This window comes from Ramlibacter sp. JJN2-2R (assembly GCF_057747835.1).
Map to the genome: position 1 here is coordinate 2,790,410 of NZ_CM173226.1, position 18,374 is coordinate 2,808,783.

General features: G+C 73.2%; 18 protein-coding genes. 7 read left to right on the forward strand and 11 right to left on the reverse strand.

All coding sequences use genetic code 11. From position 1 onward, the window contains the following. Window positions 1-2: 2 nt before the first annotated feature. From AC3ANR_RS13560 to AC3ANR_RS13570, 3 genes are read right to left on the reverse strand one after another with little or no spacing between them, the layout of a single operon-like run. Window positions 3-2,744 carry a sensor histidine kinase gene (locus tag AC3ANR_RS13560; RefSeq protein WP_488288628.1) on the reverse strand — a complete coding sequence of 914 codons (2,742 nt, stop codon included), beginning with the start codon at window positions 2,742-2,744 and terminating at the stop codon, window positions 3-5. Continuing rightward, window positions 2,741-4,336: an alkaline phosphatase D family protein gene (locus AC3ANR_RS13565; RefSeq protein ID WP_488288629.1), complete on the reverse strand. Its 1,596-nt coding sequence runs from the start codon at window positions 4,334-4,336 to the stop codon at window positions 2,741-2,743. The genes AC3ANR_RS13560 and AC3ANR_RS13565 overlap by 4 nt, the downstream gene beginning before the upstream one ends. A 60-nt stretch (window positions 4,337-4,396) precedes the next feature. Continuing rightward, the gene (locus AC3ANR_RS13570; RefSeq protein WP_488288630.1) at window positions 4,397-5,659 is read right to left on the reverse strand and encodes an MFS transporter; all 1,263 of its coding nucleotides are present in this window, start codon (window positions 5,657-5,659) and stop codon (window positions 4,397-4,399) included. A 177-nt stretch (window positions 5,660-5,836) separates the two neighbouring features. Between AC3ANR_RS13570 and AC3ANR_RS13575 the strand changes: the two genes are divergently transcribed. The 4 genes from AC3ANR_RS13575 (at window position 5,837) to AC3ANR_RS13590 (ending at window position 9,218) form a co-directional block, all read left to right on the forward strand. After that, a complete protein-coding gene (locus AC3ANR_RS13575) occupies window positions 5,837-6,466 on the forward strand; it encodes a CDP-alcohol phosphatidyltransferase family protein (protein WP_488288631.1) in 630 nt (209 codons plus the stop codon). Between the two features lie 23 nt (window positions 6,467-6,489). Then, window positions 6,490-6,999 (forward strand): RNA 2',3'-cyclic phosphodiesterase, encoded by a 510-nt coding sequence (thpR, locus tag AC3ANR_RS13580; protein WP_488288632.1) that lies wholly within the window; start codon window positions 6,490-6,492, stop codon window positions 6,997-6,999. Between the two features lie 195 nt (window positions 7,000-7,194). After that, complete coding sequence (locus AC3ANR_RS13585) at window positions 7,195-7,956, forward strand: DUF6502 family protein (RefSeq protein WP_488288633.1); 762 nt, start codon at window positions 7,195-7,197, stop codon at window positions 7,954-7,956. Further along, window positions 7,953-9,218, forward strand: coding sequence for a DUF5666 domain-containing protein (locus AC3ANR_RS13590; RefSeq protein ID WP_488288634.1), 1,266 nt, complete (start codon window positions 7,953-7,955; stop codon window positions 9,216-9,218). The genes AC3ANR_RS13585 and AC3ANR_RS13590 overlap by 4 nt, the downstream gene beginning before the upstream one ends. A gap of 12 nt (window positions 9,219-9,230) precedes the next feature. Here the strand turns inward: AC3ANR_RS13590 and AC3ANR_RS13595 are convergent, their stop codons facing one another. The 7 genes from AC3ANR_RS13595 to AC3ANR_RS13625 all read right to left on the reverse strand — a co-directional run bounded on the left by AC3ANR_RS13595 (window position 9,231) and on the right by AC3ANR_RS13625 (window position 13,826). Beyond that, entirely contained in the window at window positions 9,231-9,887 is a 657-nt protein-coding gene (locus AC3ANR_RS13595) for a hypothetical protein (RefSeq protein WP_488288635.1), read from the reverse strand. A 42-nt stretch (window positions 9,888-9,929) separates the two neighbouring features. Then, window positions 9,930-10,247: a PilZ domain-containing protein gene (locus tag AC3ANR_RS13600; protein WP_488288636.1), complete on the reverse strand. Its 318-nt coding sequence runs from the start codon at window positions 10,245-10,247 to the stop codon at window positions 9,930-9,932. Window positions 10,248-10,299: 52 nt separating this feature from the next. Further along, window positions 10,300-10,614 carry a PilZ domain-containing protein gene (locus AC3ANR_RS13605; protein WP_488288637.1) on the reverse strand — a complete coding sequence of 105 codons (315 nt, stop codon included), beginning with the start codon at window positions 10,612-10,614 and terminating at the stop codon, window positions 10,300-10,302. Between the two features lie 162 nt (window positions 10,615-10,776). Continuing rightward, a complete protein-coding gene (locus AC3ANR_RS13610) occupies window positions 10,777-11,784 on the reverse strand; it encodes an aldo/keto reductase (RefSeq protein ID WP_488288638.1) in 1,008 nt (335 codons plus the stop codon). A gap of 34 nt (window positions 11,785-11,818) precedes the next feature. Beyond that, window positions 11,819-12,400: a YidB family protein gene (locus AC3ANR_RS13615; protein ID WP_488288639.1), complete on the reverse strand. Its 582-nt coding sequence runs from the start codon at window positions 12,398-12,400 to the stop codon at window positions 11,819-11,821. A gap of 105 nt (window positions 12,401-12,505) precedes the next feature. Beyond that, window positions 12,506-12,952, reverse strand: a complete 447-nt coding sequence (gene trxC / locus AC3ANR_RS13620) for a thioredoxin TrxC (RefSeq protein ID WP_488288640.1) — start codon at window positions 12,950-12,952, stop codon at window positions 12,506-12,508. Window positions 12,953-12,995: 43 nt separating this feature from the next. Continuing rightward, a complete protein-coding gene (locus AC3ANR_RS13625; RefSeq protein WP_488288641.1) occupies window positions 12,996-13,826 on the reverse strand; it encodes a lysozyme family protein in 831 nt (276 codons plus the stop codon). Between the two features lie 270 nt (window positions 13,827-14,096). Here AC3ANR_RS13625 and AC3ANR_RS13630 point away from each other — a divergent pair, with 270 nt between their 5' ends. Further along, window positions 14,097-15,617, forward strand: a complete 1,521-nt coding sequence (locus tag AC3ANR_RS13630) for a WD40/YVTN/BNR-like repeat-containing protein (protein WP_488288642.1) — start codon at window positions 14,097-14,099, stop codon at window positions 15,615-15,617. 757 nt (window positions 15,618-16,374) lie between these two features. Further along, the gene (locus tag AC3ANR_RS13635) at window positions 16,375-17,616 is read left to right on the forward strand and encodes a WD40/YVTN/BNR-like repeat-containing protein (protein ID WP_488288643.1); all 1,242 of its coding nucleotides are present in this window, start codon (window positions 16,375-16,377) and stop codon (window positions 17,614-17,616) included. A gap of 10 nt (window positions 17,617-17,626) precedes the next feature. Here AC3ANR_RS13635 and AC3ANR_RS13640 read toward each other — a convergent pair whose 3' ends face one another. Next, window positions 17,627-17,953, reverse strand: coding sequence for a cytochrome C (locus AC3ANR_RS13640; protein WP_488288644.1), 327 nt, complete (start codon window positions 17,951-17,953; stop codon window positions 17,627-17,629). 140 nt (window positions 17,954-18,093) lie between these two features. Here AC3ANR_RS13640 and AC3ANR_RS13645 point away from each other — a divergent pair, with 140 nt between their 5' ends. Further along, complete coding sequence (locus AC3ANR_RS13645; RefSeq protein WP_488288645.1) at window positions 18,094-18,372, forward strand: DUF4389 domain-containing protein; 279 nt, start codon at window positions 18,094-18,096, stop codon at window positions 18,370-18,372. Window positions 18,373-18,374 lie beyond the last annotated feature (2 nt).

Sequence of the window (18,374 nt, forward strand, 5' to 3'; positions counted from 1 at the left end):
CGTCAGCCCGGCGCGTCGACCGTCTCGACGGCGATCGGCAGCCGCACGGTGAAGGTGCTGCCCTGGCCCGGCACCGAGTGCAGCCCGATGCGCCCGCCGTGCATCTCCACCGCATTCCTGACGATCGCCAGGCCCAGGCCGGTGCCCTGGATCGCGCCGACGTTGCTCGCGCGGTGGAACGATTCGAACAGGTGCGGCACCTCGTCGGCCGGGATGCCGATGCCCTGGTCGCGCACCTCGAACACCATCTCGCCGCCCTCGCGCCGCACCCGGAAGCCGACTTCACCCCCGTGCGGCGAGTACTTGATGGCGTTGGACAGCAGGTTGCCCAGCATGTGGCGCAGCAGCTTGTCGTCCCACAGCCCCCGGCCCACGCCGGGGCCCCACTCGGCGCTCACCCGGCAGGCGGACCGCGGGTGCTGGGCGCGCGCTTCGTCCACCAGGGCGCGGCACAGCGCGGGCAGGTCGACGTCGTGCGGCTTGAACTCCAGCATCTTGGCGTCCGCCTTGCCCAGCAGCAGCACCCGGTCGATCATGCGCGACATGCGCTGCACGCCGTCGGCGATGCTGTCCAGCGTCTCGGCGCGGTCGGTGGGCGACAGGCGATCGCCGTGGTGGCGCAACACCTCCTCGGCCGACAGGATGGCCGCCAGCGGCGTGCGGAACTCGTGGCTGGTCATGGCCACGAAGCGCGAGCGCAGCTCGTTCAGCGCCTTCTGCTGCTCCAGCGCCTCGCGGATCCCCGCCTCGGACTTCTTGCGTTCCGTGATGTCCAGGAAGGTCCAGATCACGCCCGAGTCGGGATCGTGCGGGCGCACGCAACTGCCGCCCATCTGCACCCAGAACAGCTCGCCGTCGCGCCGGCGCAGCTGGTGCTCGCAGGTGTAGGAGTTGGCGGCCAGCAGCGCCGCCCGGGCCTCGCGCCCGAACTGCTCCCACGCGGCCTCGTCCTTGTGGATGTAGATCGAGGTCTGGCCGATCAGCACCTGGCGCGGGTAGCCCAGCATCTGCGCGAACTTCTCGTTCACCCACTCGTGGCGGCGGTACACCGACAGCACGATGCCCACCACCGCGTTGTTCAGGATCGCCTCGCGCTCGGACATGGTCTTCTCCAGCCGCTGCTGCAACTGGCGGCGCTCGGTGAAGTCCATGACCGCCCACACCGTGCCCTGCCGCAGGTCCTGGGCGTTGACGGCCTTGCCGGTCAGCTGCACCCAGATGCGCGTGCCGTCGCGCCGGCGCAGTTCCAGCTCGCGCTGGTACACCTGGCCGCGCGCCACCGCCTGCGCGACCTCGCCGCCGACCGCCAGGTACTCCTCGCGCGAGACGTAGAACGGCTCCATCGACGTCACGCTCTCGTGGCCCACGTCCAGGATCTCGTACATCGCCCGGTTGGCCCACTTGAAGCGGCCCTGCGGCGTCAGGAATGCGATGCCCACCAGCGAGTTGTCGAGGATGACCTCGCGCTCCTCGAGCACCTGCTTGAGCCGCTCCTGCGACTGGCTCAGCGCCTGGACCATGGCGCGCTCGGCCGCGATGCGCGCCTGCGCCTGCTCCTTGAAGCGGCGCGCGACGTTGATGCGGTCGCCCAGCGCGAAGGACAGCAGCACCATCTCCAGCGCCGAGCCGATCAGCACCGCGTTGGAGGTCACCGCGTTGGACGGCAGCACGCCGATGTTGTGCATCGACAGGACCAGCACGCCCAGCAGCAGCAGCGCCCAGGCGGTGAAGAAGTAGCGCGCGCCGGCGTACTCGCGGCGGATGCTGATCCACGCGACCACGATCAGCGCGGTCACGCTCACGGGCGCCAGGAACGTGACGATGTACGCCGAGACCCGGTACGGCAGCGCCAGCCCGGCGGCCAGCCCCGCGATCCAGCCCGCGACCAGCACCAGCAGCAGCTTGTCCAGCCGCGGCATGCGCGCGGCACTGGAGAGGAACGCGCGCGCGAACAGCAGGCCGAAGACGGCCGCGGTTGCGTGCCCGGTGGGCAGCGCCACCTCGTTCCACCAGGTCAGCCCCGGCCACAGGAACTGTGCGCCCAGGCCGTTGAGTGCCGCCTGCCCCACGCCCATCGCCGCCACGAAGGCGACGTACAGCAGGTAGCCGCGGTCGCGGGTGGAGACGAACAGCAGCAGGTTGTAGAGCAGCAGGCCCAGCAGCAGGCCGAAGTACAGGCTCAGCGTGGCGTAGGTCGCCTGGTCGTGCGCCCACAGCGCCGCCGGGCGCCACAGCCGCGCCGGCGCCGACACCGTGCCGCCGGATGCCACGCGCAGGTACAGCGTGGCCGGCTGCCCCGGCGGCAGCCGGACCGCGAACACGTGGTTGCGGTGCGGGATCGCACGTTGCGCGAATGGCTCGGTATCGCCGCCGCGCTGCCGCACGAACCCGCCGCGGCCGTCGGGCGTGTACAGCTCGATGTGGTCCAGCGGGGGGTAGGCCACCTCGAGCATCCAGTCGGCCGGCACGCCGCGCGCGGGGCGCAGCGTCACCTGCAGCCAGTACGCCGAGGACGACAGGCCGAAATTGGGACCGCGCCCGATGGGCAGCACCGGCCGCAGGCGCGCCTGCGCCTCGGGGCGCCGCACGTCGTCGAACGTCAGGCGGCCCGAGGGGTCCTCGAGGTAGCTGAAGGCGCGCGACAGGTCGTAGCTGTCGTCCGCGCCCAGCGTGACCTCGCCCGCGGCCGCCGCGCCGGCCGCGAGCAGCAGCACGGCCACCAGCGCGAGCAGTCGGAGGATCACGCGCGCTCCACCTGGCGCCGGCCCGCCTCGACCGCGAAGCGCGCCAGCGTGGACACCCGGGCATCGCGGCGCGTGGCGTCGTCCAGCACGCGCAGCGTGGCCGTCATCCGCGCCGGGGTGAACTCGGCCACCCCGTAGCCGCGGTGCGCGCCCTCGGCAAAGACGAAGTGCGGGTTCTCGGCCAGCAGCGCCGGCAGCCGCTCGGGCGCCTTGGCCCGCGACGTGATGCTGGTGCCGCAGAACTCCACGCCGAGCGTGGCGCTGTCCGGGCGGTCGTAGTCGGCCTTGAGGTGGCCCACCCAGTTCTCGTGCACGTCGCCGCCCAGGAACACCGGATTGGCGACGCGGTGGCGCTGCAGCCCGTCGGTCACGCGCCGGCGCGCCGCCGCGTAGCCGTCCCAGCCGTCGTTCGAGAACCGTTGCGACGGGCCGGCGGCGGCGTCGCGCTGGCCGAACAGGGTCTGCTGCCCGACGACGGTCCAGCCCGGGGTGGCATCGCCGAAAGCCTGGTCCAGCCACTGCTCCTGCGCCGCGCCGAGCAGCGTGCGGTTCGGGTCGCGCCACGCGGCGCATGCGGCCGGATCGACGGTGCCGGCCGGCCGGCCCGACGGCGCGCACACCTGCGCGTCGCGGTACTGCCGCGCATCCAGCAGGAGCAGGTCGGCGAGGCGGCCGAAACGGTAGCGCGTGTACAGGCGCAGCTCGCCCGGCGCGCGGCCCGCGGCGAGCGCCTGCGCGAAGGCTGACGCCCGCACCGGCATGTGCTCGTAGAAGGCCTGGTAGGCGGCCGCGCGGCGGGCGGCGAAATCGGCAACCGTGTTCATGCCCCACGGGTAGGGATCGCCGGCGTGCTCGCCCGCATAGTCGTTCTGCACCTCGTGGTCGTCCCAGGTCACCAGCCACGGGCAGGCGGCATGCATGGCCTGCAGGTGCGGGTCGCTGCGGTGCAGGGCGTAGCGGTCGCGGTACTGCGGCAGCGTCTTCACCCAGCCCAGGGTGGGGAAGCTGCGCACCGCGGCGGTCGCGTTCGGGTACTCGTAGATGTAGTCGCCCAGGAAGACGACGGCATCGAGCGGCTCGTCGTGCATGTGGCGCCAGGCGCCGTAGTAGCCGTGCTCCCAGCGCTGGCAGGAGGCGTAGGCGACGCGCAGGCGCTGCGGCATCGCCCCGGGCAGCGGCAGCGTGCGCGTGCGGCCGACGGGACTGGCGGCGTCGCCGCAGGTGAAGCGGTAGTAGTACCAGCGGTCCGGCTCCAGCCCCGGCACCTCGGCATGCACGCTGTGCGCGAGCTGCGGCAGCGCGAGCGTCTCGCCCTGCCGCGCGATGCGGGTGAAGGCCTCGTCCTGCGCCACTTCCCAGCGCACCGGCAGCGCGGTGCGCCCGCCCTCGGGCAGCCCGCCGGACTCTGGCGCGAGGCGGGTCCAAAGCACGACCGAGTCGGTGGCCGGCGACCCGCTGGCCACGCCGAGCGTGAACGGCGGCGACGTCCAGCGCGGTTGCGCGTGCGCGCCGCGCGGCAGCCACGCCGTCGCGGCGGCGGCCGCGGCGAGTTGCAGCAGGCGGCGGCGGTCCGTGCGCGTGGGGTCGGTCATGGCCGAGTCACTATAGCAACTCATCCACGGCGACCGCAGCGCCGCGCCGGTCCCGGCGGCTCAGGCGGTGCGAAGTGCGATGCCGCGCACGCGCGCCAGCAGGAACACCACGATCGCCAGGTTCACCAGGTTCCACGCGATGCCGTTGACGAAGGCGGCGCGGTACGAGCCGGTCCAGTCGAAGACCGCGCCCGACATCCAGCCGCCCAGCGCCATGCCGAACAGCGTGGCCATCAGCACCGTGCCCACGCGGGCCCCGGCTTCGGCGGGCGAGAAATGCTCGCGCACGATCAGCGCGTACGAGGGGACGATGCCGCCCTGGAACAGGCCGAACAGGCCGGCGACCACGTACAGCGACACGACGCCGTCGAACGGCAGGAACAGGAGCAGCGCGATGCCCTGCAGCACCGAGCCGAGCAGCAGCGTGCGCAGGCCGCCGATGCGGTCCGAGATCCAGCCGGACGCCAGCCGGCTCACCACGCCCAGGCCCAGCATGAGCGACAGCATCTGTGCGCCCCGCGCCGCGCCGAACCCGAGGTCGGCGCAGTAGGCGACGATGTGCACCTGCGGCATCGACATCGCCACGCAGCAGGACACGCCGGCCACGCACAGAAGCGCCTGCGCGGTGGCGGGCCGCAGCCCCATCGGCCGGTCCGATCCGGTGGCGGCCACCCGCGCCTCGGCCGGCGCCGAGGCCGCGAACGACACCGGCGGCCGCGGCCGCAGCAGGCCGGCGAGCGGCAGCATGGCAGCCAGGCAGAAGACGCCCAGGCCGATGTAGGTCTGGCGCCAGCCGACGGCCTCGATGAAGTGCTGCAGCACCGGCGGCCACAGCGCCCCGGCCGCGTAGTTGCCGCTCATGCAGATGGCCAGCGCGATACCGCGCCGGCGGTCGAACCACTGCGAGGTGTCCGAGACCAGCGGCGCGAACGTGGCCGACGTGCCGAGCAGGCCCACCAGCACGCCCTGCGCGAGGGAGAAGGCGGCCAGGTTCGGCGACAGGCCGGCGGCGATGAAGCCGGTGCCGAGGCCCACGGCGCCGATGCCCACCGGGACGAGCACGCCGAAGCGGTCGGCGAGCCGCCCCATCGCGACGCCGCCGAGGCCGAACCCGACCATGGTGAGCGTGTGCGGCAGCGAGGCATCGCCGCGCGCCACGCCGAACTCGGCCTGGATCGCGGGCAGCACCACCGTCACCGAGTACATGCCCGAGCCGCCCAGCGTCATGAGCAGCAGCGACAGGGCCAGCCGCAGCCACGCGTACGGGGACTCGACGGCGGACCGCGGCGCGGGCCCGGCGCGAAAGAGGACGCTGGGGGTCATGCCCGCATTGGACCGTCTCGCACCGGGGCGCCCGCCCCGCACTTTCCATGATGGCGCCGCGCCCGCGGCCGGGCTTGCCGCCGTCGGACACAGCCGACAGCCACCGGTGCCCGGGGACGACCCGCCGGCGCGGCGCGAAGGCTATGGTGGAGCATGCCCCGAACCGAGCCCGCCGCCATGCAACGCACCGCTCCTCGCCACTTCTCCATGCTGCGGGGCTTCCACCTCGCCGACTTCTTCACCCTGGGCAATGCCGCCTGCGGCGTGGGCGCGGTGTTCCTGGCGATGCTGTACCTGGCCAGCGGCGACCTGGCGCACTTCTTCGCGTCGGCCGCGCTCGCGCCGGCGGCCCTGGTGTTCGACGTGCTCGACGGCCGCATCGCCCGCGCGCGCCACCAGCACTCGCCCCTGGGCCGCGAACTCGATTCGCTCTCCGACGTCATCTCCTTCGGCGTGGCGCCCGCGGCGCTGGCCTTCGCGGCCGGCGCGCAGGGCGGATGGGACGCGGCGGCGCTGGTGTACTTCGTCTGCTGCGGCGTCAGCCGCCTGGCGCGCTACAACGTCACGGCGGAGTCCCTGTCCGGGCAGGCCGGCAAGGTGGCCTACTTCGAGGGCACGCCGATCCCGACCAGCGTGGTGCTCACCGCGGTGCTGGCGCTGGCGGCCTGGGCCGGGCGCATCGGCGACGACGCGCTCTGGGGCGGCGTGCTCACCGTCGGCCCGTGGCAGTTGCACCCGCTGGTCCTGCTGTTCGTGCTCTCGGGCAGCCTGATGATCAGCAAGACCCTCCACATCCCCAAGCTGTGAAGCCGGCCGGCGCTCCCCGACCCGTGCGGCTGTTCACCGCCGTCTGGCCGCCCGCGCCGGTGCGCTCCGCGCTGCAGGCGCTGGCCGACCGGTGGCACTGGCCGGCCGGCGCCGCGCGGGTGGACGCCAGACGCTTCCACATCACCCTGCACTTCCTGGGCGACGTGCCCGCCGGCGGCGTCGACGCGCTGCGCGGCCAGCTCGACGTGCCCTTCACGCCCTGCACGCTGCCGCTGGACGCGGGCGGGCAGCGCGTCTGGCCGGGCGGCATCGCGGTGCTCGAACTCGGGGCGCCGCCGGCGCTGGAACGCCTGCATGCCCGGCTCGGCGAGGCGCTCGTGCGCGCGGGACTGCCGGCCGAGGACCGGCCCTGGCGCCCACACGTGACGTTCGCACGCAAGGCCTGGCACGCGCGGCCAGCGGCGAGCGCGGCCCTGCCCGCCTGGCGCGTGGCCGACGGCTACGCACTCGTGCGCAGCGTGCCTGGCCGGGGCTACGAGACGCTGCACGTGTTCCATCCGCGAGGTGCCTGAGCCGTGAGCGAGATCCTGTCTCTGCAGTTCCCGCCCGGGCATGGCCCGTTCGGACTACCGCGTGGCCCTTGGGGGCCATCCAGCTGGGAAAAACGCGCACGGGAGCGCCGGCAACCGGAACAATTGCTCGAGAACGTCGCAGTACCACCCATGCAAGACCGCCTCTCCTGGGCCCAATCCGCCTGTGCGCGTGTGATGCGGCCGCTCGTGCGGCTGGCACTCGGCATGGGACTCAAGCATCCGCACCTAGAGAGCATGCTGCGTGACCTGCTGCTCGACGAGGCCACGCGCCTGTGGCAACGCCAGGGCGTGCCCACGCCCAACATCAGCCAGCTCGCGGTGACCACGGGCCTGAACCGCAAGGACGTCACCGCCCGCGTGCGCCGGCCGGCCGACCCGCTGCCGCACACCGAGCTGTCGGCCGCGGCCAAGACCTTCACCCGCTGGTTCCAGCTCGCGAGCCAGGATCCGACGCTGCAGCGGCTGCCGGTCGCCGCCAGCGGCCAGGGCCTGTCGTTCGAGGACGTGGCGCGCGAGGCCAGCCGCGGCGACGTGCACCACCGCGCCGTGCTGGACGAGCTCATGCGGCTGGGCATGTGCGTGCGCGTCGACGCGACCCAGGTGGAGCTGACCTCCGAGGGCTTCGTGCCCACCGCGGACCTGCAGAGCACCCTGGCCTTCCTCGGCGACAACCTGCGCGACCACGCCAGTGCCGCCGTGTCCAACGCGCTCGGCGACGCGCCGCTGATGCTGGAGCGCGCCGTGTTCGCCGAGGGCCTGAGCGAGAGCGACTGCGACGCCGTCCACCAGCTGATGCGCCAGCGCTGGACCGCCATGCACCGCGAACTGGTGGCGCAGCTGTCCGAGGCGATCACCCGCAGCGGCGCCCGCGGCCCCAAGCGGTTGCGCGTGGGCGTGTACCTGTTCCAGGAAGACCGCGAGGGAGCGCCCGAATGAAGGCCGCGCTCGCCTCGCTCCTGCGGCGCGCCGCGCTGCTGCTGGCGCTGTCCACCGCCAGCTGCGGCGGCGGCGTGTCGGTCGATTCGGGGTTCGGCGCGGACGGCAGCCTCGGCGACGGCACCAGCGTCGCCGGCGCCGGTGGCGTGGGCTCCGGCGGCACCGGCATCTCGGGCGGCGAAGGGGTCGGCTCGGGCGGCACCGGCATCACGGCCGACTCGGGCATGGGCGCGGTCGACGGCTTCGGCAGCATCATCGTCAACGGCATCCGCTACGACATCTCGCGCGCCCGCATGGTGCTGAGCGACACGACCGCGCTGCGCCTGGGGATGACGGTGCGCGTCACCGGCAGCATCCAGCCCGACCTCGCCCAGGGCACCGCGACCCTGGTGGTCAGCGCGGCCGACCTGCGCGGCACCATCAGCGCCCTGGATGGCGGCACCGGCCGGTTCAACCTGCTCTCGGTGCAGGTCTCCACCGACGGCGCGACCGTGTTCGCCGGCGGGCTGGCCTCGGCCGCCGGCCTGGCCAACGGCATGCCCGTGCAGGTGCATGGGCTGCAGGACGCGGCGGGGCAGCTGCGCGCGACGCGCGTCGAGAAGCTGCCCGCGCTGCAGGACCTGGTGCTGACCGGCCCGGTCGAGCAGCTCGACGCGCGCGCCCAGACCTTCCGGATCGGCAGCCAGCGCGTGCGGTACGGCACCGCCACCTTCCCGGCGGACTGGCCCGCATCCAGCCTGGCCAACGGCAAGGTGGTCCGCATCCGCGCGCCTTCGGTGGCGACCGAGCTGGCCGCCACCGCCGTCGAGCCGACGTCGCCCGCCCCGCCGGCGGAGGGCTCGCGCCAGAGCCTGGGCGGCCTGGTCACCGACTACCTGAACCCGCAGTCGCTGCGCATCGACGGCATGCCGGCCGACGTCTCGGCGGCGCAGGTCTCGGGCGGCAACCTCTCGGGCCTGGGCAACGGGGCCCGCGTGGAGGCCACGGGCACGGTGGTGCGCGGGGTGCTGGTCGTGAGCAAGCTGAAGCTGCGCCAGCCCACCCAGACCGGGGACAAGGACGCGTTCAGCGCCCGCGGCAGCGTCGGCGCCCTGCGCTCGATCGCCAGCTTCAAGGTGCAGGACCAGGAGGTCGATGCGAGCGGGGCCCAGTTCGTCAACGGCACGGCCGCGCAGCTCGCCCCGGGCAGCCGGGTGCTGGTGACCGGCTCGCGCGTGAGCGACGACGTGCTGGTGGCCGACCGGGTGGAATTCCTGCCCTGAGCGGGCCCGGGTTCAGCGCAGCGGCGTGCCGCCGCTGGTGGAGAAGCCCGAGGGCCGGGTCGGCTCGAAGTCGTTGTGCTGGACCGGCTCGGGCGCCTGCAGCGCCGCGTCGCGGATGGCGAACAGCGCCTTCAGGTCCTCGGCCACCTCGTCGTCGCCGGCCGCGGCCAGCAGGTCCCGCATGGAGTTGCCGTCCGCCGCGGCCATGGCGCCCGGGCGCGAGGCGCCGACCTGCCACTCCCCGGCGCCGGGCAGTTCGCCGCCGGTGGTGGCGGTGATGCCCGCGAACTGCCAGGAAATGCTCAGCAGCCAGTCCCACGCGCGGGCGTCGAACTTCTCGATCTCGGCCATCAGGCCGCTCTGGAACGCGGGGATGTAGCCCAGCAGGCTGGCCTGGCCCTGCTTGACGACCAGTTGCACGTGCAGGCCGGTCTTGCGCTTGCTGGTGATGACCGGGAGCATGCGGCACTCGATCCAGTCGGAGGGCACCGCGTGCCGGCGCATGGTCTCGCGCAGCACCAGCTTGACCAGCTCGCGGCGGCTGGCCTCGCGCTCCGCGGCGTCGTCGTCGCGGTCGTCGCTCTCCTCGAACCGCGTGCCGGACGGCTGCGAATCGGCATCCGCGCCGCCCTTGTCCGGACCCTTGAAGATCTTGTTGAGCAAGCCCATCCGCGCATTATCACGCCGCGGCGGGCGTTCGGCGCGTCGGGGCTATTCGAGGAAGGCGGTCGCCAGGCGCACCCCGATGGTGAAGCCGCCGGCGCAGGGCTCGCAGCGCACCACCGTGGCCTCGCACCGCAGCGGGAAGTTGTGGCCGTCCAGCAGGTATTCGACCGTGAGCTCGATGCGCTCGCCGACGGCATAGGGGTCGCGCGCGGTGAAGGACAGGCCGCTGACGCTGACGTCGCGCGTCACGCCGCCCTGCCCGCTGCCCACGGTGACGGGCAGTTCCATCTCGAACCGCTCGGCGCCCCGCTTTTCCTCGCGCCGCCGCAGCGGCACCACCACCCTGGGTTCCACGATTGCCATCCTTGCACTCCCTCGCCGCGCTGGCGGCCGTGTCTTCGGGGCGGCCGGCGGATCAGCCGGTGCCGCCTTCCTGCAGCACGGCGTCCTCGAACAGCGGTTCGTCGAGCCGCACCGCGATGTTGAAGTTCTCGCCATGGCGCTCCACGCGCACCACGCGGCCGCTGCAGTCGACGCTGAAGGGGCGGCCCTCGAGGTCGTACTGCAGGCTGAGGGACACATGGGCACCCAGGTCGGGCGCCTGCGCGGCCTCCAGCAGCACCCCGGTGGCGCTGATGTCATGGCAGGCGCACTCCTCGCCTTCCATGGTGATCGGCAGCGCCAGCCCGAACCTTTCGGCCGAGCGTTGGCATGGCTGGACGTCTTGCATTTCCCTGTGTCTCCCCGGCGGTGTGACTCTGCACCTCGGCTGAGGGTAGGCGACCGCAACCCCTGACCTTGTAGGAGGCGGTCGTAACAGGCTGTCGGGATTGGCAACGGCCGGCGACAAGCCGGTCCGGGCCGCGAACCCGTCAGTCCAGCGGACGGAAATTCAGCCGGCGGGACGCCGCGGATGCAGCGGATAGGCGGGGTCGGTGTAGCCCGGCGTCGACGGGTGGCCCGGCGGCACCAGCGAGTCCACCAGCGCCTCGTCGCCGGCGTCGAGCGTGATGTCGAGCGCCGGCGCGTACGACTGCCACTGCTCCAGCGTGCGCGGGCCGGCGATCACCGAGCTCACCGCGTGGTGGCCGAGCACCCAGGCGGTGGCGAACTGCGCGAGCGTCACGCCCTTGGCCTGTGCATGCCCCTGCAGCTGCTGGGCGATGCGCAGCGACTCCTCGCGCAGCTCGGTCTCGGCGATGCGGCGGTCGCCACGGCCGGCGCGCGTGCCCGCCGCCGGCGCCTGCCCGGGCACGTACTTGCCCGTGAGCACCCCGCGCGCGATCGGGCTGTACGGCACCACGCCGATGCCGTAGTGCGCGCACGCCGGCAGGATCTCGACCTCCGGCATGCGGTTGAGCAGGTTGTAGTAGGGCTGGCAGGCGACCGGCCGCGGCATCCCCAGCTGCGCGGCGATGCGCACCGCCTCGGCGATGCGCCAGCCGCGGAAGTTCGACAGCGCCCACGCCCGCAGCTTGCCCGCCCTGACAAGGCTGTCGAGCGCGCGCAGCGGCTCTTCCAGGTCCATGCCCTCGTAGTCGCGGTGCAGGTACAGGATGTCGACGCGGTCGGTCTGCAGCCGGTGCAGGCTGGCGTCGACCTCGCGCAGCATCCACGAGCGCGAATAGTGGCCCTCGTTGGGCCGCTCGCCCATCTTGTTTCCCAGCTTGGTGGCGAGCACCCAGTGGTCGCGCTGGCCGCGCAGCAGCTGCCCGAGCAGGGTCTCGGAAGCGCCCTTGGTGTACACGTCGGCCGTGTCGATGAAGTTCACGCCGCGGTCGCGCGCGTCGGCAACGATCGCGGCCGCCTCGTCGGCGCCCGTCTGGTCGCCGAACATCATGGTGCCCAGGCAGAGGGCGGAGACCTGCAGGTTGCTGGCGCCGAGTCGTCGGTAGTGCATGGGCGCGCAGCTTACCGCGCCGGCGCGCGGCGCGTCAGCGCGCCTGCTGCTGCAGCATCCGCTCGAGTGCCGACTGGCCCGCGTCCAGCGCCTGGTCGGCGTCGTCGGGCAGCTGGCCCTGCGGCGAGAGCTGGTCCACCACCTCCGGCAGGATCTCCGAGAAGCCTTGCGCGATGTCCTGCTCGCCGACCCCGAGCCGGCCCGCCAGGCTCGCCAGTTCGTCGTCACCCAGCAGCTGGCGCGCGGCGTCCTGCGGCAGCGGATCGTTCGTCCCCGTCCCGACCCAGGAGTTCGCCTGGCCGCCGTAGCCCTGCTGGTTGACGCGCTGCAGGACGTTGCCGATGCCGCCGTTGCGGCGCACCCAGGCCATGACCAGCGGCAGCATCAGGGCCAGCAGGGCCGTGCGGCCGCCGCCCAGCCCGCCTCGCGGCGCGCCGGCGGGCACGCCACCCGGCAGGCCGCCGCCGCCGAGCACGCCACCGAGGATCGAGCCCAGGCCGCCCGGCAGGCCCCCGCCCGGCCCGCCGCCCGCGGGACCGCCGCCACCGGACGCGCCACCGCCCATCGAGCGGCCGAGCACGCTCGCCAGAATCTGTCCGATCAGGGGATTCGCCATGCCGGTCTCCATGCAATGAAGCCGGCAAGTTAAGGCGGCCTGCCGAGCCCGGGCGTAGGCCGAGGGCGCGAGCCCGGGGCGGCGCGCGGCGGGGTGCCAGGCCCGTCAGGCCGTGGCGAGCTGGGCCCGGGCCCAGCGGACGATGTCCTCGGCGCGCGTCAGGGCGCCGGGCTGGCGCGCCACTTCCCGCCCGCCGACGAACAGCGCCAGCGTGGGGATGCTGCGGATGTTCAGCCGCGCCGCGAGCGCCTGCGCCTGCTCGGTGTCGAGCTTGGCCACGCGCACCTGCGGCTCGAGCAGGCGGGCGGCCTGCTCGTACGCGGGCGCCATCATCCGGCAGGGGCCGCACCAGGGCGCCCAGAAGTCCACCAGCACGGGCAGCTCGCTGTGCGTGACCTGCCGCTCGAACGACGCGGCGTCCAGCGCGACGGGCTTGCCCTCGAACAGGGCCTGCTTGCAGCGGCCGCAGGTCGGCGCACTCCCGAGCTGGTCGCGGCGGACCCGGTTGGTGGCCTGGCAGGCGGGGCAGACGACGTGCAGGGTGGCATCCATGGTGATCGGGAGGTGGGGACGGCCCGCGGCGCTGCAAGCCCCGTCAATCGGCGCGAGCCGTCAGCACGCCCTCGGGCAACGGAGCGGGCAGGTCGATCGGGCCGACGCGCCGCTCCAGCCACACGGCCTCCTGCGCGCCTTCGCGCGCATGCTGGATGTGCCGCGTTGTCTGGATCGGCAGCGCGTCCGATGCCGTGCCGTTCCAGCCCGCGCGTCCGCGCGTGGAGAGGTTGTAGTAGACGGAGACGCCCTCCCGCAGCTTGGCCGCCTTCTGCTTGCGGTCGAGCCGCAGCGCGCCGATGCGCTGGCGGCTCCACACCGCCGCCTCGCGGATGTGCAGGGCCGCCGCGTGCACGGCCTCGACCACGTCGTCGGGGTCCCGCACGCCCAGGGCCGCCGCCGTCGCGGGCTCGAACTGCGCGATGCCGATGTTGGGTGTGCCGTCGCGGCTGGCGCCCGGGCGCGGAACCCAGTGCGTCTCCGCGTTGATGATCCCGTACACGTCCTGGAAACCGAGGCCGACCTCCTCGAGCCTGGCCTGGCGGGCGGCCGCCTTGGCCAGCATGAGGCGGGACCCCAGGTCGGGCGTGAGCAGCACGTCGGAGCCGATGCGCACCGGCTCCCAGCGCACGCGCTGCCTCAGCTGCGAGAAGTAGTCCTGCTGCGGCAACGGCGGCGGTGGCGGCAAGTCGCCCGCTTCGGCCGGACGTTGCCCGGCGACCTGCACCGCCGATGGCCTGGCGCCCGGGCCGGGGCGCACCCAGCCCTGCCACATGGCCAGCGCCAGCAGCTCGCACGCGGCGACCGCCGTCCCGCCGACGACCAGGGCGATCCGCTGGCTCAGCACGTCGTTGTTCTTCTTCGCATCGAACATTCAGGGAGCGGCGCCGCGGCGCGAAAGTTCATCTCGGCCGTTCGCGGATCCGAACGCAAGCACAGGCAAGCCACGCCGATAGCCCTTTCGAGCCGGTCAATGGCCCTGTCGGACCGGCGTCGAACACATCCTGCAACCCGTTGAGTTGGCCGATGGCATTTCTCCTACAGCGAGTCGCTCCAAACGGGAAAGCGGCTGAGGCTGGGAGAACAGACCATTCGACGCGACGTGTGTCGATTCGCGTCACTAACGCAACTTGGAGGCTATGAAATGTTCAAGGGACAACCCCGGGTCATCGTGACGGCTGCGCTGGCCGCCCTCTGGCTCACTGCTTGTGGCGGCGGCGGGGGCGGCAGCGACGCTCCGGCGCCCGGACCTGCACCCGCGCCCGCCCCGGCTCCCGCGCCGGCACCGGGACCCGCGCCCGCGCCGGCACCCGCTCCTGCGCCGGCACCGGCTCCGACCGCGATCTCCATCACCGCGGACACCCAGCTGCAGGCCAACAAGGCCTACGAGATCCAGGCCGCCTCCGCGGTCACGGTGACGCTGCCCGCCTCGGCCGGCCTGGCCGCCGGCGACACCGTGACCATCACCGGCGTCAGCGCCGCGCCGTTCACCGTCGCGCAGAATGCCGGCCAGACCATCCTCACCACGAACCTCACCGGCAACGTGGCCACCGGCACCACCTGGACCCCGCGCCTGGCGCCGGCCCAGTGGCACTGGGTGGCGACCAACACCACCGGCGACATCATGGTGGCCACCGACATCCCGGGCAGCGTGCACGTCTCCCTGGACGGCGGCGCCAACTGGACGGTCGCCAGCATGCTCAACGGCGGCACCCCGGTCGTCAGCCAGCCGTGGATCTCGGCCGACATGACGCCCAGCGGCGACCGCATCGTCGTGCTGGACTACGCCGGCGGCATGTACATGTCGACCGACAAGGGCGCGACGTTCAACCGCATCGACCAGGCCTTCAACGCCTCCAACAACCTCGAGTACGAGTCGGTGACGATGTCGCAGGACGGCCAGCGCATCGTCGCGGTCGTCAAGGACGGCCGGGTCTACACCTCGCAGAACGGCGGCACCACGTTCGTGGCCGCCACCGAGGGCGGCACCACGCTGTTGGACGCGTTCCGCGCGGTCGACGGCTCGGCCGACGGCAGCAAGGTCGTGGCCGCCAGCCAGGACGGCGACCTGCACCTGTCCACCGACGGCGGCCTGACCTTCACGGCCCTGCCGGTGACGGTGGGCGGCACCCCGGTGACCGACTCCTGGTACCGCGTGTCGATGTCCGCCGACGGCAACACCATCCTGGTGGCCGGCAACACCCAGTACCCGGTGCCCTCCAGCAGCACGGGCCTGTACGTCGGCAAGAACGTCGGCGGCACCTGGACCTGGACCCGCGCCAGCACGGTGACCGGCGACTACACCTCGGTGTCGATGTCGGCCGATGCCAGCATCATGAGCGCCACCCTCTCGGGCCCCGGCACGAGCGGCCAGGTGCTGATGTCCACCAACGGCGGCACGTCGTTCGCGACCCTGGCCACGCCGGGCACCGACACCAACTGGCGCGCGATGCAGATGTCGGCGGACGGCAAGTCGTGGATCCTGGCGGCGGGCACGTTCTTCGGCGCCGTCGGCCAGATGTACACCTCGATCGGCGGCCGCACGACCTACGGCACCACCGGCTCGATCGCCGGCACGCAGGGCAACGCGGTCGTGCTGCAGTACCTGGGCAACGGCCAGTGGAGCGTGCAGAGCGCCACCGGCGGCGCGTACACGATCAAGTAAGCAACAACGGCTGTCACACAGACCGGGAGGGAGAAACCGGGCTCGCAAGAGCCCGGTTTTTTTTCGCCCGCGCGGCGCGCATGGCCCGTTCGGGCTCGGTGCGCCGCTGACACCGCTGAGCCTCGCCGTCCTACGGCCAATGGCTGAGATGCCGCACCGCGGCGCGCCGGGGCGGCTTCCAGAATCGCCCGCGACACATTCGCGAAGGTCGCGAGGGAGAACCAAGATGTCGCAAGGGTCCATGGGCCTGTCGAAGGAACGTTGCCAGGCAATGGCGTTGTCGGCGCTGGCGGCGCTGTGGCTGTCCGCATGCGGCGGCGGTGGCGGCGGCACGGTCGATGCCGCGCCGGCGCCCAATTCCGGCCAGCTGGCCGGCAACGGCCCCGGGGCCCCTGCACCGGCACCCGCGCCCGCGCCGGCCCCCGAACCGGAAACCATTCCCTCGCCCGCACCGGCCCCGGCCCCGGCCCCGGCCCCGGCCCCGGCACCTGCACCTGCCCCGGCACCTGCCCCGGCACCTGCACCTGCCCCGGCCCCTGCACCTGCACCTGCACCTGCACCTGCACCTGCACCTGCACCTGCACCTGCACCTGCACCCGCACCTGCACCCGCTCCGGCACCTGCGCCCGCGCCCGCGCCCGCTCCTGCGCCCGCGCCCGCTCCTGCGCCTGCGCCTGCGCCTGCGCCTGCGCCTGCGCCTGCGCCTGCGCCTGCGCCTGCTCCCGCCCCCGCGCCCGCGCCGACTTCGCAGCAGGCCGTGCCCAACGGCAGCTACACGCTCGCGCCCGATGCCACGCAGACGTTCACCGTCACCCTGCCCCGCAACGAGTCGCTGCAGGCGGGCGACCGCGTGACGGTCGTTGGCGCCGGCAGCGGCCGCTGGGTGCTGGCCCAGAACGCGCAGCAGTACGTCGAGACCACCAACCTGCCCGGCAACGTCGTGCCCGGCACGACCTGGGTGCCGCGCGAACCCGACCCGGCCGCGGCCAACCTGCCGTGGTCCGGCACCGCGAGCTCGGCCAGCGGCAACCGCATCGCCGCGATCGCCAATCCGGGCGGCGTGTACCTGTCGCAGGACGGCGGCGCGACCTGGTCGCGCACCTCGCTGCCCAGCACCAGCTGGACGCAGGTGCAGATGTCCGCCGACGGCAGCCGCCTGGCGGCGGTGGGCGGCGGCAGCCTCTACGTCTCGGCGGACTTCGGCCAGACGTGGACGCAGCGCGGCACGGCGGTCGCCTGGACCTCGGTGCACATGGCCGACGACGGCCAGCGCATCGTCGGCGTGGGCGGCGGCGCGGTGCAGGTGTCCACCAATGGCGGCGTGACCTTCACCGCCGTCCCGGGCACCGCCAACACCGACTGGCGCGCGATCGCCGGCTCCGCCGACGGCCTGCGGCTGGTGGCGGCGGCGTCGCTCTACACGGGCGATGCGACGCGGCAAGGCGTGTACGTGTCCACCGACGGCGGCCTGACCTGGACGCGCCGGGTGGGCAACGGCAACTGGAGCTTCGCGTCCGCCAGCGCCGACGGCGCCCGCATGGCCGTCCTCGACAACGGCGGCAATCCGTGGGTGAGCGACGACGGCGGCGCGACCTGGACGGCGCGCTTCAGCTACAGCGGCTGGAGCGGCCTCGCGGTCTCGCGCGACGGCAGCGTCGTGGTGGCGCAGGAGCCGCGCAACGACGCCTACAGCCACCGCGGCTACGTCTTCATCAGCACCACCGGCGGCAACGACCCCTGGACCTGGAGCGCGGCCGACCTGAACCTCACGTGGCGCGGCATCAGCCTGTCCTCGGACGGCAACTGGATCGCCGCCGCGGACCACGGCGTCGACGGCACGGCCGGCGGCAAGATCTACACCACCACGGGCAACCGCACCGCGGGCGGCACGCTCGGCTCGATCTCGGGCGGCGCCGGCCAGCGCATCGAGGTGACGTACCAGGGTAACGGCCGCTTCACGGTGACCGGCTCGGCCGGCGGGGCGTTCACGATCCGGTGAGCGACCCGCCTCAGCGGCCGGCCCGCGAAGTCTGGGTCGGCCGCGGGAAGCCGTAGACCGTCTCGTTGAGGTGGCGCGTCACTTCGGTGATGTCCTCCTCGCTCCAGTTCAGGTTCGCCACGCCCTGCCAGCGCACCACCTGCGCGCGCAGCGACTCCCAGTCGCGCGCCAGGCGCTGGTCGCGCCAGTGCATCTGGCTGGTGTGGCACTCGACGCAGTGGTTGCTGTACAGCAGCGCGCCGCGGGTGGAGGGTGTCGCATCGCCGGACGACGTGGACTGGGCGAAGGCCGCCGGGGCGGCCAGCAGCAGGGCCAGGATGGTGCGCTCGATCGGCATGGCTCGACTCCCTTTCCGGACGCCGCAGGCGTCGCAGGACGAAGGCCCATGCTAGGCGGGGCGGCATGGCGGCAGTTGCGCCGCATCAAGGCAGGCGCACGCCGGCCAGGCACCATGGGGCCTTGCAACCGGAGGACCCCATGGCCGATTCGATCTCCCCGCCCGCCACGCCCCAGCGCAGCCTGGGCGTGCGCTTCGTGATGATGCTGCTGATGGGCATCGCGTTCCAGGTGGCGGCATCGCTGCTGGCCTTGCTGGCGATCCTGCAACTGGCGCTGGCGGCGCTCACCGACGGGCCGAACGCGCGCGTGCAGGCGTTCGGCGCCAGCCTGGGGCGCTACTTCGGCCACATCGTGCGGTTCCTCACCTTCGAGACCGACGAGGCGCCGTTCCCGTTCGCCGACTGGCCGGGCGCCTGAGC

Coding starts and splice junctions, on each gene's coding strand:
- AC3ANR_RS13570 (WP_488288630.1), bottom strand. CDS start 5,659: ATGACCCCCAGCGTCCTCTTTCGCGCCGGGCCCGCGCCGCGGTCCGCC.
- AC3ANR_RS13585 (WP_488288633.1), top strand. CDS start 7,195: ATGCGGCCGCTCGTGCGGCTGGCACTCGGCATGGGACTCAAGCATCCG.
- AC3ANR_RS13625 (WP_488288641.1), bottom strand. CDS start 13,826: ATGTTCGATGCGAAGAAGAACAACGACGTGCTGAGCCAGCGGATCGCC.
- AC3ANR_RS13615 (WP_488288639.1), bottom strand. CDS start 12,400: ATGGCGAATCCCCTGATCGGACAGATTCTGGCGAGCGTGCTCGGCCGC.
- AC3ANR_RS13645 (WP_488288645.1), top strand. CDS start 18,094: ATGGCCGATTCGATCTCCCCGCCCGCCACGCCCCAGCGCAGCCTGGGC.
- AC3ANR_RS13595 (WP_488288635.1), bottom strand. CDS start 9,887: ATGGGCTTGCTCAACAAGATCTTCAAGGGTCCGGACAAGGGCGGCGCG.
- AC3ANR_RS13630 (WP_488288642.1), top strand. CDS start 14,097: ATGTTCAAGGGACAACCCCGGGTCATCGTGACGGCTGCGCTGGCCGCC.
- AC3ANR_RS13600 (WP_488288636.1), bottom strand. CDS start 10,247: ATGGCAATCGTGGAACCCAGGGTGGTGGTGCCGCTGCGGCGGCGCGAG.
- trxC (WP_488288640.1), bottom strand. CDS start 12,952: ATGGATGCCACCCTGCACGTCGTCTGCCCCGCCTGCCAGGCCACCAAC.
- AC3ANR_RS13610 (WP_488288638.1), bottom strand. CDS start 11,784: ATGCACTACCGACGACTCGGCGCCAGCAACCTGCAGGTCTCCGCCCTC.
- AC3ANR_RS13575 (WP_488288631.1), top strand. CDS start 5,837: ATGCAACGCACCGCTCCTCGCCACTTCTCCATGCTGCGGGGCTTCCAC.
- AC3ANR_RS13565 (WP_488288629.1), bottom strand. CDS start 4,336: ATGACCGACCCCACGCGCACGGACCGCCGCCGCCTGCTGCAACTCGCC.
- AC3ANR_RS13605 (WP_488288637.1), bottom strand. CDS start 10,614: ATGCAAGACGTCCAGCCATGCCAACGCTCGGCCGAAAGGTTCGGGCTG.
- AC3ANR_RS13640 (WP_488288644.1), bottom strand. CDS start 17,953: ATGCCGATCGAGCGCACCATCCTGGCCCTGCTGCTGGCCGCCCCGGCG.
- AC3ANR_RS13590 (WP_488288634.1), top strand. CDS start 7,953: ATGAAGGCCGCGCTCGCCTCGCTCCTGCGGCGCGCCGCGCTGCTGCTG.